This window comes from Aestuariispira insulae, assembly GCF_003385955.1.
GTDB classification, from domain to species: domain Bacteria; phylum Pseudomonadota; class Alphaproteobacteria; order UBA8366; family Aestuariispiraceae; genus Aestuariispira; species Aestuariispira insulae.
Map to the genome: position 1 here is coordinate 13518 of NZ_QRDW01000011.1, position 16954 is coordinate 30471.

Genomic DNA, 16954 nt, shown 5'->3' on the forward strand with positions numbered 1-16954 from the left:
GGAGCCGTGAATGAATGATGAAATGCCGGTCTGGGATTACGCCCCGACCCCAGCGAACCATGTGCCGCTCTCGCCGCTTTCTTTTCTGAAACGCACCAAGGATGTCTACCCCGACCGCACCGCACTGATCTATGGCACGCGCCGATACAGCTGGGCGGAATGTTATCAACGCTGTGTAAGATTGTCGGGTGCGCTGAAAAAGCATGGGGTTGGCAAGGGGGATGTGGTCTCTCTCTTTGCCGCCAATACGCCGGAATTGTTCGAAGCCCATTTTGGGGTGCCGATGGCTGGCGCAGTGCTCAATACTATCAATATCCGCCTGGATGCAGATACGGTTGCCTATATTCTGCGCCATGCGGAAAGCAAACTGTTGATTACGGATGCGGGATTTGCCGCCACGGTTCGTGAGGCGCTGGAAATATTGGGACGGGATGACCTCACCGTCATTGATATCGTTGACGGGCAATTTGGGCCGGAAGAATCGGAATTGCTGGGGTTGATGGAATATGAGGCCTTTCTGGACACCGCGGACGAAGCCAGCCACTGGGTCTTGCCGGATGATGAATGGCAAACCCTGGCATTGAACTATACCTCCGGTACCAGCGGCCGGCCGAAAGGGGTCCTATATCATCACCGCGGCAGTTATCTGATGACCATGGGCACGGTTCTGGGCTGGGGCCTATCCGGCCATCCGGTCTATCTTTATACGGTGCCGATGTTTCACTGTAACGGATGGGGGCATGCCTGGACCATGGCGGCCCTGGCCGGAACGGTGGTTTGTTGCCGTGCGGTGACGGCGGACGCGATCTTTGAAGCGATCGAGACCCATGGGGTCACTCATCTGGGGGGCGCGCCGATAGTTTTATCCATGCTGGTCAATGCCCCGGATCACGAAAAACGCCCGGTCCGCCATCCGGTCAAGGTGATGACCGCTGGTGCACCGCCCCCGGCGGCAATCCTGGAAAAGATCGGTGCACTGGGCATGGAGGTGATGCAGGTCTATGGCCTGACCGAGACCTATGGTCATGTGGTGCAATGTGCCTGGCAGCAGGAATGGAATGATCTCCCCGCAACTGAACAGGCGGAGATCAAGGCGCGCCAGGGTGTTGGTTTCCCGATGAATGAAGAGGTTCGGGTGGTGAACCGGGATAATGGTTTGGAAGTGCCCCGTGATGGTGAGACCATGGGCGAGATCCTGATCCGTGGCAATACGGTGATGAAGGGGTATCTTAAGAATCCGCAGGCCACCGACGAAGCCTTTGTTGGCGGCTGGTTTCATTCCGGTGATCTGGCGGTGGTGCATCCTGATGGGTATCTGGAAATCCGCGACCGGCTGAAGGATATTATCATCTCCGGGGGCGAGAATATTTCATCCGTTGAGCTGGAAGGGGTTCTTTATCACCATCCCGCGGTCGCCTTTGCCGCAGTGGTGGCGAGGCCGGATGAAAAATGGGGCGAGAGCCCCTGTGCCTTCCTGGAGTTGAAAGAGGGTGAAACCGTGTCGGAAGCCGATATCATCGCCCATTGTCGGGAGCATCTGGCCGGGTTCAAAATCCCCAAATCCGTGGTGTTTTGTGAATTGCCGAAAACCGCGACGGGCAAGATTCAGAAATTCATGCTGCGTGACAAAGCCAGATCACTATGAGGGGTGCCTACCAGGGAACCCGTTGCCCTTTGTGATCGAAAAAGCCGCCACTCTCCTCCGGGGAAAGACCATCAATGACAGCCAGCAATCGTTTGGCGGCTTCGTCCGGGCTTAAGGTGGCATGGCGGCCGCGATAAGGTTGGCTCAATGGCGTATCCACGGTGCCGGGCTGCAAGGCCACGACCAAAGAACCGGTCTTCTTCATTGATAGCTCGATGGCAGCGGTGTGGATGATCTGATTAAGGGCCGCCTTGGAGGCGCGATACCCGATCCAGCCGCCGCTTGCATTGTCGGTGATGGAACCGACACGGGCGGACAGGCTGGCAAAGATCGATTTGCGACCGCGCGGTAAAAGAGGGGAAAAATGTTTCAATAGCAGGGCCGGGCCGATGCTGTTGACCAGAAAGGCTTCTGCCATCCGTACCGGATCGATCTGGCGGATGGTCTTTTCCGGGCGCGCGCCCTTGATGGTCAGGACACCGGTCGCATCGATCATAAGATCAATCTCCCCCTGCCGGGACTGGATGAAGGCGGCTGCCTCGGCCAGGGTATCTTCATCGGAAAAATCGATTGCCGGACTGCCGGTGCGGCTTAGGGCAAAACACTGTGCGCAGTTTTCCATTTGCTCAATCTGGCGGGTAAGTGCGCGACCGATGCCGCCCGTCGCACCAAAAACAATGACCGTGAAGCCTGGACGAAGACTTTCCATGGAATGCTCCGGGGATGTGATAATCCTGTTCACCTTACGGATGGAAGGAAAAGCCGGATCAGCTGTAATCTCGTAACAAATTGTTAACCGTACAGTCATTAATTCCGCATGCTGGCTAACTAACGTGCCGCACACTGTTTTTAGAGTGTCTTGAATTCAAGAATTATTAGGGGAAGTTCAACATGCGCGTTAACCGCCATCAATTGATGGGTGTGCTGGCTGGTCTGATGACTGCCGCAGGCACCGTCCAAGCTGCGGATGAGGGGAGTTATTTCCAGCGGATCAACACCTATCCGGTATATGAAACCCTGGATGCCGGTGTGGACAAGAAAACCGAAACCGTTGCGGAAATCATCTATGCCAGCAAAGACGGCAGGACCCTGGTTTTCACTGACAGCCCTGGTGAGGCCGTAGTCTTTGTTGACGCTGCTGATCCGGCAAATCTGAAGTCGCTTGGCCGCACGGCCCTTGGCGGAGAGCCGACCTCCGTCGCGGTTGCCGCCAAATATGCGCTTTCCGGCACAAATACGTCCAAAAGCTACGTTGAGCCGTCGGGCCATCTGACCGTGATTGACCTGGCAACCCGCAAGGTTGCGGCCACCTGTGATGTGCAGGGGCAGCCGGATTCCGTGGCCATCAGCCCGGACGGGAAATTTGTTGCCATTGCCATTGAAAACGAGCGTGACGAAGACCTGAATGACGGCGTGATCCCGCAGATGCCGGCGGGCCATGTGGCGATTTTCGATCTCGACAAGGACGGCAAGCCGACCAACTGTGATAATGCCCGTATCGTTGGCATGACTGGCATGGCGGAAGTGGCCCCGGAAGATCCGGAGCCGGAATTCGTTTCCATCAATGAAGATAATATCGCGGTTGTGACCCTGCAGGAAAACAACCATATCGCTTTAATCGACCTGGCCAAGGGCGAAGTGATCAACCATTTCTCTGCCGGTACCGGCAGTGCCCAGGCCATTCCGGTCAAGAAAGCCCGGATGAGTGATGCCAGCGGCGCGATCAAGGATGTGCGCCGTGAGCCGGACGCCGTTGCCTGGATCGATAATGAGCGTTTTGTGACCGCGGATGAAGGCGATTACGAAGGTGGCTCGCGCAGTTTCACCATCTTCAACAAAGACGGTGATGTTGTTTATACAAGCGGTGCCGATATGGAGCATCTTGCGATGTCTCATGGCCATTATCCGGCCAAGCGGGCGCATAAGAAAGGCTCTGAGCCGGAAGGTGTCGCGGTTGGAACCTTCAATGGTGAACGCCTGATCTTTGTGAACAGCGAGCGCGCCAACTTTGTGGCCGTTTACAAAGACACCGGCGTCAAGCCTGAGTTCAAACAATTCCTGCCGACCCACGTGAAGCCGGAAGGCCTGCTGGCCATGGGCGATCAGGGCCTGTTTGTTGTGGCCAACGAAGAAGACAGTGTAAAAGACGGTGTCCGTGCGGCGCTCAGCCTCTATCGTTTTGGCGCTGATAAAGCGGAATATCCCACCATTGTTTCCGCCAAGGACGGCCAAACAGGCGCGCCGATCGGATGGGGGGCCCTGTCCGGTCTCGCAGCGGACCCGAATGATCACAAAACCGTCTATGCGGTTTCTGACAGCTTTTATGATGAAGCCCGGATCTTCAAGATCGATGTTTCCAAGAGCCCGGCCAGGATCGTGTCCCATATGGATCTGACCGGTGGTGCTGAAAAGAAATATGACCTGGAAGGCATTGCGATCGCCAAGGATGGCGGTTTCTGGCTCTCTTCCGAAGGCCATCCGAAAAAAGAGATGAAACATCTGCTGCTCAAGGTTTCCGCAAACGGCAAGATGGAACAGGAAATCTCCATTCCCGACGATCTTCTGGCCCAGGCAAAGCGTTTCAGCCTGGAAGGGGTCACATCCTATGAAGACGCGGGTGAGACCAAGGTTGTGATCGCCGTTCAGCGCGAATGGAAGGACGATCCGAAAGGCATGACCAAACTGGCGGTCTTCACGCCCTCCAAAAATGAATGGGGTTATGTTCATTATCCGCTGGATGCGCCGAAAAGCCCGGCTGGCGGCTGGGTTGGCCTCTCGGAAATCACCCATGTGAAAGATGGCACTTTCGCCGTGATCGAGCGTGATAACAAAGGCGGTCCGGATGCTGCCATCAAGCAGGTGACCCTGGTGTCCCTGAAGGATGTTAAACCGGCCCCGCTTGGCGGCAGCCTGCCCGTTCTGGAAAAGCGGGTGGTCCTGAACCTGCTGCCGGCCATGGCGGCCAATAACGGCTGGACCCCGGATAAGGTGGAAGGCCTGGCCATTACCGCCAACGGTCGTATCCTGGCTGTGACTGATAATGACGGTGTGGATGATGCGACCGGCGAGACCCAGCTTCTGGATCTCGGCCCGGCCAGTCAGCTGCAATAACGGCTATTCATAATCTGCTTTCCGGCAGAGAAATGAGGGAAATGCCCGGCTTTCGCCGGGCATTTCTTTTGTTGAGTTAGTTAGATGCAATTTAGATAAAATTATAATTAAATTGCGTCGGATTCCCTTACATTAAAACAATATGATGCTATCTAATAAAAGTGCAAGCCATTGAAGACATGAAGAAACCTCCAAATGGCACATATCCTGCGATATCGGGGGAGAGGCTGTATCCCGCAGAAACATTAGGATACGCTTCATTTTCATGAATGGGGGAGTAAGCACATGAGTTTGTCCAACCTTTGTAAAACAGTTATCATGGCCGGTGCGCTGGTTGTATTTGCCGCCGGCGCACAGGCGGCGATTGTCGGTGTGTCCGGTGACGGTATGATGATCGCACCGCCGGCCAGTGTCGAAGACGATCATGCCGCCAACCAACATCAGACTCTCCAGCTCGGCTTTGACGAGCGTCAGTCAGTCACCCTGGGTGCGGATCTGGCGGTTGATGGCGGTATCATAAGTGCCGGCACAACGGTCAGCAGCCATATGATTTTGTTCAATACTGATGGTACTGATCGTGCGTCGGCATTGGCTGAATGGACCTTTGACGGTGTAATCCTTGGGGTCATGTCCGATGCAGGTGGCACGTTGGAAGCGGCCAGTAACGCCATCCTGGGCCTTGGATCCGTAATTTATCCGGGGGCGTTCCCGGCACGCGGTTTTGAAGGTCGGGATTATTATTCCGTTGTGGGCGCTAGTCTTGAGGTCCTGATGGAAGTGACCGAACCGGGCGACTGGATCCGTGTGGTGACCGCCTCTCGGGATGTCCCTGCACCTGAAAGCATGTTGTTGTTTGGTCTGGGCCTGTTGGGGCTTGGCCTTTACGGCCGTCGGCGCCGTTCCGCTTAAGGGCGTTTCCACAGTCGAAGATTATGAAGGGGCGGCCTGATGGCCGCTCCTTTTTTTGGCGGACCTAGTTCGTTGTGATGGGGGCTTGTACCTGGGCACCCAGCTCGACAAACTTGCTAAAATCAAATCCTGTATGGTTCCGGTAAATCGCATCGACGGTCCCATCCTCATGCATGCTGCCCAAGGCATTGTCGATCCGGTCCCGCTCGCTTTTCAAAGAGGTGTTGAAGGAAGGGTATAGTGCCTGGACATTATGCACGGGCAAAAGCGGTTTCACGGCAAAGCCTTTGTTTGAAATGATATTTTGCATAACGACAGCATCGGCATAAACCAGATCCAATCGATCAAGAACCAACATTTCCGCTGCATTTTCTTCCGTACGCAGCCATTCGATCACACGGAAACCCGCATTCAAGATCTCCGTGCTATATTGAAAGCCCTGGATCAGCCCCAACCGTTTGTTGGTCAGTTTGCCGATATATTCAAAACGCCCGTAATCATCACCCTCCCGCATCCAGAAGGCTTGGATGTAGAGTGCACTGGGGTGCTGGCCATGGATGTATCCTGGCCGGTCGATCGCATCCATGGCAAAGGCCATCTCCGCCCGCTGGACCAGCGCCAGGCAGCGTTTCCAGGGCAGGCTGGTCAGGCTCAGATCAAAACCCGCTCGGTAAGCGGCCTCTTTGATCAGATCCACCGTGATGCCATGGGGTTCATTATCGCGCATGCCGGTGTAGGGTTCCCAGATTACAAAACATCCCTTCAGCGGTTCCGATTGCGCGGGTGTTGTCCAAAGGCCGGATAGAAATGCGGCCATTATCCCAAATCGCCAAATCCTGAATATCATGGATAGTGCCTCCCAAGCTCATTTCCATGTCTCGGGCAGTCTATCATAATTAGCTTGTTACTTGGTTAACGGTGGCTCAGACAGTATCCGGCTGACCATGATCGGTATCATGGCACAGGCTGTGATCGCTCAACACCTCCACCACCCGGCAGCTTTTGATTTTACCACCCTTGCATTGTTTGATCATGCTTTCCAATTCCCCTTTCAAGGATTGCAGGCGGGCAATCCTATGCTCGACTTCGGCCAGCTGCTCCTTGGCGATCACATCGGCTTCGTCACAGGAATGGTCGGGATCATCTGATAGGCTGAGCAGTTTACGGATCGCGTCCAGATGAAAGCCCAATTCCCGGGAATGGCGAATGAAGGCCAGGCGGTTGCGGTCATCCTGGCTGTAGACCCGCTGGTTGCCGGCGGTGCGCATGGCGGGCGGCAGCAAGCCGATTTGTTCATAATAGCGGATTGTCTGCACTTTGCAGCCGGTTTCCCTGGCCATGCGGCCGATCGAATATTCATGCGCCATGTGCATTTTTCCTCTTGAAGCTCTAGTCGCTGTAGCTCCTATCTTGATCTGAGTTGATAAAGTTTCAAGGAGTTTTCGCTGTGGAAATCGCAGGAAACAAAGCACTGGGGGAAACGGACAAGCGCACCATCTGCTGGTCGGTCGGCGGCATGGATTGTGGTAGTTGCGTGAAAAAGATTGAGGGGGCGTTGTCGATCCTGCCGGGGGTGGCGGAGATCCAAGTTTCAATGATGGCGGAAAGCCTAACAGTTCACTTCGTCAGTGATCAAACCGATCCGGATGCGGTGGAAAAGGCCGTGCGCAAGCTGGGTTTCACCCCCAGTCGCATGGATAAGGAGCTGCCCGAAAAGACAGAGGAGGCAGCCTGGTATCAATCCAATAAGGGGAGGCTGGTGGTCATCAGCGGTGCCCTGTTGCTGGCCGCATGGGGCGTCAGCGCTTCAATGGCGGCGCCATACGGCCAATGGGCTTTTGCCGGCGCCTGCCTGCTGGGTTTGGTGCCGATTGCGAAAAAAGCCTTTGCGGCCTTGCGCGCCGGCATGCCCTTCACCATTGAGATGCTGATGACGATTGCAGCCTGCGGCGCGCTGGTGATCGGTGAGGCGGCGGAAGCGGCTTTGGTGGTCTTTTTGTTTGCTATTGGTGAACTGCTGGAAGGAGTGGCGGCGAACAGGGCGCGGGCGGGCATTCGTGCGCTGGGTGATCTGGTGCCGAAAACAGCTATGCTTCTCATCGACGGGAAACTGTCGGAAGTACCGGCTAGTTCCCTGGCCATTGGCCAGTCAATCCTGGTCCGGCCCGGTGACCGGATTGCTGCGGACGGTATGGTGGCATACGGCATTTCCGCTGTGGATGAAAGCCCGGTCACGGGCGAATCCGTTCCGGTCACAAAAGTTGCGGGGGATCAAGTCTTTGCCGGTTCGATCAATGTGGAGGCTGCGCTGACGGTAACGGTGGCCAAGGCCGCGGCAGACAATACCATTGCCCGGATCATCCGCATGGTAGAGGAAGCCGAGGCGGCCCAGGCACCGACAGAGCGTTTCATCGACCGGTTCAGCCGTTATTACATGCCGATCATTGTCGGGATGGCAATCCTGGTAGCCCTGGTGCCGCCGCTTGGATTTGGCGGAGCATGGGAAACCTGGACCTATCGGGCGCTGGCCCTGCTGCTAATCGGCTGTCCCTGTGCGCTGGTGATTTCGGTGCCGGCCTCCATCGCATCGGCCCTGTCGGCGGGTACAAAACGTGGATTGCTGATGAAAGGCGGCTCGGTCATCGAGGCGGCGGCGGAAACACGGCTTGTGGCGTTTGATAAGACCGGCACCCTGACAGCGGGTGAACCGCGCGTCACTGATATTCTGCCAAAGGCCGCTAACGTGACCGAGTGCCTGGCTCTGGCTGCCGCGGTGGAGTCAGGATCCAGCCATCCGCTGGCCAGGGCAATTCTTGACCGGGCGGCAGAGGGGGGCGTTTCCCCGCTCTCCGCCAATGATATCCGGGTCATTCCCGGGCGCGGCCTGGAAGCTTTGGTGGAAGGGATAAAGGTTTTTGTCGGCTCTCCCCGCCAGATGGCGGAGGACGGCTTGCTGGCCAGCACGGTAGAAACTGAGATTATGGCCTTGGAAGAACAGGGGAAAACGGTTGCTGTGATTACCCGCGACGGCCAGCTATGCGGTCTGGTCGCCCTTCGGGATGAGCCGCGGGACGACGCGGCTGAAACGATATCCGATCTGAAAAGCATGGGGATCCAATCGGTGATGCTGACCGGGGATAATGCGCGGACCGCGGCGGCCATTGCAGGCGGGCTTGGCCTGGAATACCGAGCTGAACTTCTGCCCGATGACAAGGTTGCGGCTATCCGCGAATTTTCTATGGACCGACCGGTCATGATGGTCGGTGACGGGATCAATGATGCGCCTGCCCTGGCCCTGGCCAATGTCGGGGTGGCCATGGGCGGTGGCACGGATGTGGCGCTGGAGACGGCGGATGCTGCTCTGCTGAGCAACCGGGTTTCCGATGTGGTCGCCAAGATCCGACTGTCCCGGGCGGCCATGGGCAATATCCGCCAGAATATTGTGCTGGCCCTGGGCCTCAAGGCGATCTTCCTGGTGACCAGTGTGCTGGGTGTCACCGGCTTGTGGCTGGCGATCATGGCCGATACGGGCGCGACGGTTCTGGTGACCTTGAATGCGTTGCGCCTGCTGGGTTACAGGCCGGAACGGTAGGCGGAGGGGCTGGTGCCATATTCGTCCCGGAAAGCACTGGCAAAATGGGCGGAACTTGCAAAACCTGTGGCAAGCGCCACATCGGTGATCGTCAACGGGGTCAGCGTTAGCAGGCCCCGTGCCTTTTCCAGTCGCAGGCTTCGATAGAATCCCATGGTGCGACATCCCAGCTTTTCCTGGAATAACCGATTCAGCTGGCGCGGGCCGGTGCCGGAAAAAAGGGTGAGCTGATCCAGCGAGAGCGGGTCGGCAATATGATTTTCCATGGCTTCGATTGACTGGATCAGGGCCGGACTGGTGATGTGATAGCGCTCTGCGATGCCCGCTCGCTGAGGCCCACCGGATGGGCGGATGTCGGTATGCATATACCAGTCGCTGACCTGGCGGGCGAAATCAGGACCGTGATGTTCTGTGATCAGGGCATGCATCATGTCCAATGGCGCGATCCCGCCTGCCACCGTGATACGGTCCCGATCCATGACATAGAGGCTGCGTTCCACAATAAGCTCTGGATGAGATTCTTTTAGCATGGCGGCATGTTCCCAATGAACGGTCATGCGTCTGCCCTGCATCAATCCGGCATTGGCCAGAATCACCGGACCGCCGGAAACCCCGCCTAAACGCACCCCGCGCCGGTCGAGCCTGCGCAGCCAGGCAAAGATATGCCGATCCTGGAATTGATTGGGGTCACCACCTGCAAAGACTAACAGGAGGTGATAATCCTCTTGCCGGCCTGCCGGTTCGGTTGCGGGAATCAAGGCTCCACTGGAAGTTTCTGATTGCTCGCCAGCGGCGGGAATCTGCCGGATATCGTATAATTCCGCACCCGCTAGCAAATTGGCGGCACGAAGGGGTTCAACCACGGCGGAATAAGACATCAGCGCAAAGCCGTCGACCAGCAGCAGTCCGAACCGGAATGGGGCCGTATTTGTTGAAGTGATGTCCATAATGGAAAAGTTATAGGCTGTTTTAAGAAAGTCAATTGGGCTGCGCGGGGAGATGATGCCGGGCAGGAGGACAGCCATGCATTTTTCCGGTTTCAAGATCATCAAAGAGGCGCTTACCGGTCATAAGGGCTGGAAGCCGACCTGGCGCACGCCGGACCCCAAGACTGAATACGACATTGTCATTGTCGGCGGCGGGGGGCATGGCCTGGCAACGGCCCATTACCTGGCCAAGGTTCATGGCATCACCAATGTGGCGGTGTTGGAAAAAGGCTGGCTGGGGTCCGGCAATATCGGGCGCAACACCACGATTGTCCGATCCAACTATTTGCTGCCGGGGAATGAGCCATTCTATGAATGGTCAATGAAATTATGGGAGGGCCTGGAACAGGACCTTAATTACAATGCCATGATGTCCCAGCGCGGGATCCTGAACCTGTGTCATTCCGATGCCCAGCGCGATGCCTTTGCCCGGCGCGGCAATGCCATGATCATGGCGGGGGCCGATGCGGTTCTGCTGGATGAGACGGGGGTGCGCGATATGTGTCCCTATCTTGATTTTGACAATGCGCGTTTTCCCATCAGGGGCGGCCTGCTGCAGCCGCGCGCCGGCACCGCCCGCCATGATGCGGTTGCCTGGGGCTATGCCCGCGGGGCCGACAGCCGGGGCGTGGATATCATCCAGATTTGTGAGGTCACAGGCTTCCAGATCGAAAAAGGTGTCTGTAAAGGCGTTGAAACCAGCCGGGGCCGGATTGGCGCGAAGAAGGTGGCGGTCTGCGTCGCCGGGTCTTCCAGCCGGGTGATGGAACAGGCCGGCATGCGCCTGCCAATCGAATCCCACGTTTTGCAGGCCTTTGTCTCAGAAGGGCTTAAACCTGTGCTGCCCGGTGTGATTACCTTTGGCGCAGGACATTTTTACATCAGCCAGTCGGACAAAGGCGGCCTGGTCTTTGGCGGTGATATCGATGGGTATAACACCTATGCCCAGCGCGGTAATCTGCCCGTGGTGGAAGATGTCTGCGAAGGCGGCATGGCGATCATGCCGATGATCGGGCGGGCCAGAATGTTGCGCATGTGGGGCGGCGTGATGGATATGTCCATGGACGGTTCCCCATTCATCGACAAGACCCCTATCGAGGGCCTCTATTTCAATGGCGGATGGTGTTATGGCGGCTTCAAGGCGACCCCGGCCAGTGGCTGGTGTTATGCCCATTTGCTGGCAACGGATCAGCCCCATCCGGTGGCAACGGAATACCGGCTGGACCGGTTCCGGCGCGGGCGCATGATCGATGAACGCGGCGCTGGCGCCCAGCCCAACCTGCATTAAGGGGAGAAAAGGCAAATGATCATTCATCATCCATTGTTGGGCCCCCGGGATGCGGCTGAATTTTATGTGCTGGGTGACGCGGCCCTGATCGACCGCCCGGACGGGCAGGCGGAGGATGCGGCAGAGCGGTTCTATGGCTATCTCTATCTCAGGGACAATCCGGCGGGTGAACATCGCGAGCTCTGGTATCATGAACAGGGCGACCGTTCCTGGCTGGTGGTGACCCGCGATACGCTGACCCATGAAATTAAGAAAGTGGAGCTGGCGCGCGATGTGGCGCTGCAAAAAGGGCGTGGCCAATGACCCAGGTTTTCAGGATTGAGGGCGGGCTGATCAACCGCGCCAAACCGCTTAGTTTCCAGTTTAATGGCCGGGCGATGCAGGGCTATGAAGGCGACACACTGGCCTCCGCTCTGCTGGCCAACGGCCAGCGACTGGTTGGTCGCTCCTTCAAATATCACCGGCCGCGCGGGATCTTCACTGCTGGATCAGAAGAACCCAATGCCCTGGTGCAATTGCGCGAGGGCGCATTCCAGGAACCCAATACACGGGCAACGGTGGCGGAATTGTTCGACGGGCTGACCGCCCGGTCGCAAAACCACCGTGGTTCCCTGGAATTTGACCTGATGGCGGTCAACGATCTTCTATCTCCTTTCCTGACAGCGGGTTTTTATTACAAGACTTTCATGTGGCCCAAGGCTTTCTGGGAGACGCTTTATGAGCCGGTGATCCGCGCGGCGGCTGGCCTGGGGCGGCTCTCGATGGAAGAAGACCCGGACAAATATGACAAGGGCTTCCTGCATTGTGACCTGCTGGTGATTGGTGCAGGCCCGGCGGGGTTGAGCGCGGCCCTGCTCGCCGGCCGATCCGGCGCGCGGGTGATCCTGGCGGATGAGGATTTCCGCATGGGCGGGCGGCTGAATGCGGAAACGCTGGCGATCGGGGATCAGACCGGGGCCGATTGGGCGGCATCAACGGTGGCGGAACTGGCGGCCATGGCCAATGTTAGCCTGATGCCGCGCACCACTGTCTATGGCGCTTATGATCATGGCATCTATGGTGCGTTGGAGCGGAGAACCGACCATCTCGCCCACAGCAATGGTAAGCCCCGCCAGGTCCTGTGGCGGATCTATTCCAAGCGAACGGTGCTGTGCGCCGGGGCGACCGAGCGGCCCATCGCCTTTGGCAATAATGACCGGCCTGGCGTGATGCTGGCAGGGGCGGTCCGTGCCTATGTGAACCGCTATGGTGCGGCGCCGGGCAAACGGGTTGCGGTTTTCACCAATAATGATGATGGCTGGCGCACGGCGCATGACCTGGCGGCAAAAGGGATCGCGGTGGCCGCGGTCATTGATGTGCGGGAAAAAGCCGGTGTCACAGCGCCCAACGGCGTGGAAAGTTTCTTGGGCTGCCGGGTGGTTGATATAAAAGGCCGCAAAGGGATTAAATCTGTGATCCTTTCAAACGGCCAGGCAATCCTGACGGATTGTCTGGCGGTATCAGGCGGATGGAATCCCAATGTGCATCTCACCTGTCATCAGCGTGGCAAGCCCGTATGGCGCGAGGAATTGAATGCCTTTGTGCCGGGGAGGGACCTGCCGGTGGGCATGGTTGTCGCGGGGGCGGCGAAGGGCGAGATGACCCTGGGCGCGGCCCTGAAGGATGGCGCGGACCAGGCGGCAGAGGTTTTAACAGCACTCGGGCGTTCCGTCCCCGCCGGGGATAGGCCGACGGCAGAAGATGAACCTAGCACCGGCACGGCTTTTTGGTATGTGAAAGAGAGCAGTAAACGCGCCTGGCTGGATTTGCAAAATGATGTGACGGTCAAGGATGTGAAACTCTCCCAACAGGAGGGGTTCCGGTCAGTTGAGCATCTTAAACGTTATACCACGCTGGGCATGGCGACCGACCAGGGCAAGACCGCGAATATCCCGGCCCTGGCGGTGATGGCGGATTGCACCGGAAAAACCATTCCGGAAACCGGGACCACCATTTTCCGACCGCCCTATACACCGGTGCCTATCGGTGCGCTCGGTGGCCGGGCCAGGGGGCGGAATTTCCGCCCGACCCGCCTGACCACCAGTCACCAATGGGCGCAGGATCAAGGTGCGGTTTTTGTCGAGGTTGGGCCGTGGCTGCGGGCGCAATGGTATCCTAAAGAGGGGGAAACCCATTGGCGCGACAGCGTGGATAGGGAAGTCAAAGGCACCAGAAGGTCGGTCGGGATCTGCGATGTGACCACCTTGGGCAAGATCGATGTCCAGGGCCGGGATGCGGCGGAATTTCTTAACCGGGTCTATGCCAACGGCTTTGCCAAACTGGCGGTGGGCCGGGTGCGCTATGGCCTGATGCTGCGCGAGGATGGCATGGTCATGGATGATGGCACCACGGCCAGGCTGGGGGAATGTCACTATGTCATGACCACCACGACCGCCAATGCGGTCAACGTCTTCCGTCATTTGGAATTCTGCCGTCAGTGCCTGTGGCCGGGCATGGATGTCCATATCATTTCTGCAACCGAGCAATTTGCCCAATATGCGGTGGCGGGACCCAATGCCAGGAATGTGCTGCAAAAGATCGTTGATCCGGAATTTGACCTCTCCAACGAGGGGTTTCCCTTCATGGCCTGTGGCGAGGTCACGGTCTGCGGCGGCACACAGGCCCGACTGTTCCGGATCTCCTTTTCCGGTGAGCTGGCGTATGAAGTCGCGGTTCCGGCCCGTTATGGTGATGCCATGATCCGTGCCCTGATGCAGGCGGGGGCAGAATATGATGCCGTGCCGTATGGCACGGAGGCGCTTTCGGTCATGCGGATCGAAAAGGGCCATCCTGTGGGCAATGAGCTGACCGGCCAGACCACGGCGCGCGATCTGGGGATGGCGCGCATGGTTTCCAAGAAAAAAGACTGCATTGGCAATGTATTGTCCGAACGGGACGGCCTGAATGACGAAGACGGACTGGCCCTGGTTGGGTTCAAGCCGGTGGATCGTTCAAGAAGCCTGAAGGCAGGTGCACATTTCGTCGCAAAGGGTAAGCCGGTGACCACAGAAAATGATGAAGGCTGGATGAGCTCTGTCGCCTATTCGCCGGAACTGGGCCATGCCATCGGCCTCGGGTTCATCAGGCGCGGGGCAGAGCGCCATGGTGAGATTGTGGTGGCAGCGGATCTGCTGCGCGGGGAACTGACCGAGGTCGAGATTACCTCGGCCCATTTCATTGATCCGGAAGGGGAGCGGTTGCGTGGCTGATATTATTTTGAAGGCAAAGAGCCCGCTGGATGGTTTTTCCCGGGATTGGCCCGGAATCACCCTGCGCGAAGTGACCGGGCGCGCTCTGGTTTCTGTTTCCATCCCACATGGCGGTGAGGCGGCCTTGGGGCAAAAACTGTCCCAGGTTTATGGCACTATCATCCCTGCGGTCGGGGAAAGCACCGCCAGTCCGGTGGATAATGCCCACCTGTTGGGATTGGCCAGGGATCAGTTTTTCATATTGTTCGACGAAGGCGGGCAGGCGCCCTTGGCGGCGGTATCGGCGAAACTGGCGGAGGTGGCCTATCTGACGGATCAATCCGACAGTTGGGCGATGTTGCACATCTCCGGGCCCAACAGCCGGGCGGCGCTGGCGCGTATCTGCCTGCTGGATCTGCATCCGGACCATTTCCAGACCGGGCAGGTAGCCAGAACGGTAATGGAGCATCTGGGCGTAATCATCCTGCGGGACGGGGCGGATTCCTTCCTGTTGCTTTCGGCCCGGTCCTCGGCGCAGAGTTTTTTGCATGCTGTGACGGTTTCAGCAGAGAATGTCACCTGACGTTTAAAGGCCCAGAGGGTGGGCCGTTTGCCAGGAATTGGCCAGCAGGGATCCGCCCAATGCGACCAGCAGTAAACCGCCGGACAGGGCGACGGCCATGCCGCCGACCATGAACAGGCGGCCACTGCCCTGCGCCACCAGGCGACCGGCCAGGTTCCTTGCATTCACCGCCACCAGGGCCAGAACCGCCACGGCGATGGCGGTGCCCAGCGACATGGCGGCAACCGCCGCGACACCGGCGGCCGATAGTTTCAGCGCCTTGGCAAAGACCAGCACCAATACTGCGCCGCTGCAGGGGCGAAGCCCAATGGACAGAATCACGCCAAGCGCGGTTTTCCAATTGCCCTCCAACTGGTCGGCGGTGGGGGCATGGGCATGACCGCAGCTTGAACAGGTAGTATCATGCCCCTGATGATGGTCATGATGGTGGTGGTCATGATGATGATTATGGCTGTGTGACGCTGAAGCGGTCCGCAGACCAATTACCGCCTTGGCCGCCCGCCAGACCAGCATGATGCCGATCAGGGCGACCAGGGCATAACTCATCCGTTCCGACCAGGTGACCGCTTCCGAGGTTTCCCTCGGCAGCCAGCCTGCCAGATAAATCAGGCCGTATACCAGGACCAGTGCCACCAGTCCCTGGCAGAAGGCGGCCAGCGTGGCCAGCAGAATTCCGCGTCCGACCTTTTCCTTTTGTGTGACCAGATAGGTGGTCAACACCACCTTGCCGTGACCGGGGCCGGCGGCATGGAACACCCCATAGAGGAAACTGGCCAGGATCAGGGCCCAGGCCGCTGAAAAGCCGCCATCATTCTTCAAGGTCTTCAAACCTTCGGTCAGATCCGCATGAAAGGCCTTTTGCTGGGCAATCACCCATTGCAGGAACTCTCCCCAGATGGAGACATCATTACCGGCACCCGCGGCGGCCATGGCTAGACCGGACAAGAGCAGGAGGGGGATCACGAACCGCATGAAACCGTCACCTGTTCCGCGAAGCTGAGACCAAGGTCATTACCGCCGCTCTCGGTCTTGTCGAGCGATGCGGCATAGGAGGCAACCGACGGGTCCGGGTTCGGCTTGGTCAGGGTGAAATCACATCCCGTCGGCGCGCCATCCATGATCACGGCGTCATTCCCATCCACATGCAGCATCTCCACATAATAGCTGGGGTCAAAAATCGCGTAGGTGAAAGGGCTCTCCGATAGGGGGAGTGGCGTTTCAAACGGCAGGGTAAAGCTCATTTCCAGCCGGTCCTGACGCATGCTGCTGACGATATTGTCAGGCAGACCATAGGCGGGTTGTGCATCATTCTGGCGGGCCAGGGTGAAATAATCATAGTCGCGCAGGTTGCTCAGATTTGATTTCGCCAACAGGTCCAAGGCGTCCTGATCGGGTTTGCCGTCACCATCCTTATCCTGGCCGTCGGTTGCATACGCGCTGTAAAATTCGTCAAACAGCCAATGCTGGCGCAAGGCCGTGATCCGGCCTTCCTGATCGAACAGCACTTCGACCCGGATATCGACAAATGCGTGGGGATGTGCCAACGCGCCGGAGAGCGGAATTAGTGTCGGTAACAGGACAATCAAATACTTGAAAAACGGACGCATGAGGGA

The 16954-nt window shown here is 57.8% G+C and carries 14 protein-coding genes; 8 read left to right on the plus strand and 6 right to left on the minus strand.

From position 1 onward, the window contains the following. Positions 1–10: 10 nt before the first annotated feature. Positions 11–1645, plus strand: coding sequence for an acyl-CoA synthetase (locus DFP90_RS18855; RefSeq protein WP_245957121.1), 1635 nt, complete (start codon positions 11–13; stop codon positions 1643–1645). Positions 1646–1652: 7 nt separating this feature from the next. Here DFP90_RS18855 and DFP90_RS18860 read toward each other — a convergent pair whose 3' ends face one another. Next, on the minus strand, positions 1653–2354 hold the full coding sequence (locus tag DFP90_RS18860) for an SDR family oxidoreductase (RefSeq protein ID WP_115938320.1): 702 nt from the start codon (positions 2352–2354) through the stop codon (positions 1653–1655). Between the two features lie 182 nt (positions 2355–2536). Here DFP90_RS18860 and DFP90_RS18865 point away from each other — a divergent pair, with 182 nt between their 5' ends. Continuing rightward, positions 2537–4756, plus strand: coding sequence for an esterase-like activity of phytase family protein (locus DFP90_RS18865; protein WP_115938322.1), 2220 nt, complete (start codon positions 2537–2539; stop codon positions 4754–4756). A gap of 285 nt (positions 4757–5041) precedes the next feature. Next, positions 5042–5665: a PEP-CTERM sorting domain-containing protein gene (locus DFP90_RS18870; protein ID WP_115938324.1), complete on the plus strand. Its 624-nt coding sequence runs from the start codon at positions 5042–5044 to the stop codon at positions 5663–5665. A gap of 64 nt (positions 5666–5729) precedes the next feature. Here the strand turns inward: DFP90_RS18870 and DFP90_RS18875 are convergent, their stop codons facing one another. Together DFP90_RS18875 and DFP90_RS18880 are read right to left on the minus strand one after the other, a co-directional pair. Then, positions 5730–6512 carry a substrate-binding periplasmic protein gene (locus tag DFP90_RS18875; protein ID WP_115938326.1) on the minus strand — a complete coding sequence of 261 codons (783 nt, stop codon included), beginning with the start codon at positions 6510–6512 and terminating at the stop codon, positions 5730–5732. Positions 6513–6588: 76 nt separating this feature from the next. Further along, positions 6589–7032 (minus strand): MerR family transcriptional regulator, encoded by a 444-nt coding sequence (locus DFP90_RS18880; protein WP_115938328.1) that lies wholly within the window; start codon positions 7030–7032, stop codon positions 6589–6591. An 80-nt stretch (positions 7033–7112) separates the two neighbouring features. Between DFP90_RS18880 and DFP90_RS18885 the strand changes: the two genes are divergently transcribed. Beyond that, entirely contained in the window at positions 7113–9257 is a 2145-nt protein-coding gene (locus DFP90_RS18885) for a heavy metal translocating P-type ATPase (RefSeq protein ID WP_342767811.1), read from the plus strand. Here the strand turns inward: DFP90_RS18885 and DFP90_RS18890 are convergent. Further along, complete coding sequence (locus DFP90_RS18890) at positions 9239–10282, minus strand: GlxA family transcriptional regulator (protein WP_181905454.1); 1044 nt, start codon at positions 10280–10282, stop codon at positions 9239–9241. The genes DFP90_RS18885 and DFP90_RS18890 overlap by 19 nt on opposite strands. Here DFP90_RS18890 and DFP90_RS18895 point away from each other — a divergent pair. Genes DFP90_RS18895 through DFP90_RS18910 form a run of 4 tightly spaced genes read left to right on the plus strand, consistent with a single transcriptional unit; the run spans position 10281 to position 15341 of the window. Next, positions 10281–11531, plus strand: coding sequence for a sarcosine oxidase subunit beta family protein (locus DFP90_RS18895; RefSeq protein WP_115938331.1), 1251 nt, complete (start codon positions 10281–10283; stop codon positions 11529–11531). The two genes, DFP90_RS18890 and DFP90_RS18895, sit on opposite strands and share 2 nt — an antisense overlap. Before the next feature lie 15 nt (positions 11532–11546). Further along, the gene (locus DFP90_RS18900; RefSeq protein ID WP_115938333.1) at positions 11547–11834 is read left to right on the plus strand and encodes a sarcosine oxidase subunit delta; all 288 of its coding nucleotides are present in this window, start codon (positions 11547–11549) and stop codon (positions 11832–11834) included. Further along, positions 11831–14779 (plus strand): sarcosine oxidase subunit alpha family protein, encoded by a 2949-nt coding sequence (locus DFP90_RS18905; protein ID WP_115938335.1) that lies wholly within the window; start codon positions 11831–11833, stop codon positions 14777–14779. Before DFP90_RS18900 ends, DFP90_RS18905 begins: the two co-directional genes overlap by 4 nt. Continuing rightward, the gene (locus DFP90_RS18910) at positions 14772–15341 is read left to right on the plus strand and encodes a sarcosine oxidase subunit gamma (protein ID WP_181905455.1); all 570 of its coding nucleotides are present in this window, start codon (positions 14772–14774) and stop codon (positions 15339–15341) included. The genes DFP90_RS18905 and DFP90_RS18910 overlap by 8 nt, the downstream gene beginning before the upstream one ends. 3 nt (positions 15342–15344) lie before the next feature. On the opposite strand, the gene DFP90_RS18915 is transcribed toward DFP90_RS18910, so the two are convergent. Both DFP90_RS18915 and DFP90_RS18920 read right to left on the minus strand, forming a co-directional pair. Then, positions 15345–16313, minus strand: a complete 969-nt coding sequence (locus DFP90_RS18915) for a nickel/cobalt transporter (protein WP_115938339.1) — start codon at positions 16311–16313, stop codon at positions 15345–15347. Continuing rightward, the gene (locus DFP90_RS18920; RefSeq protein ID WP_115938341.1) at positions 16301–16948 is read right to left on the minus strand and encodes a DUF1007 family protein; all 648 of its coding nucleotides are present in this window, start codon (positions 16946–16948) and stop codon (positions 16301–16303) included. The genes DFP90_RS18915 and DFP90_RS18920 overlap by 13 nt, the downstream gene beginning before the upstream one ends. Positions 16949–16954: the final 6 nt, after the last annotated feature.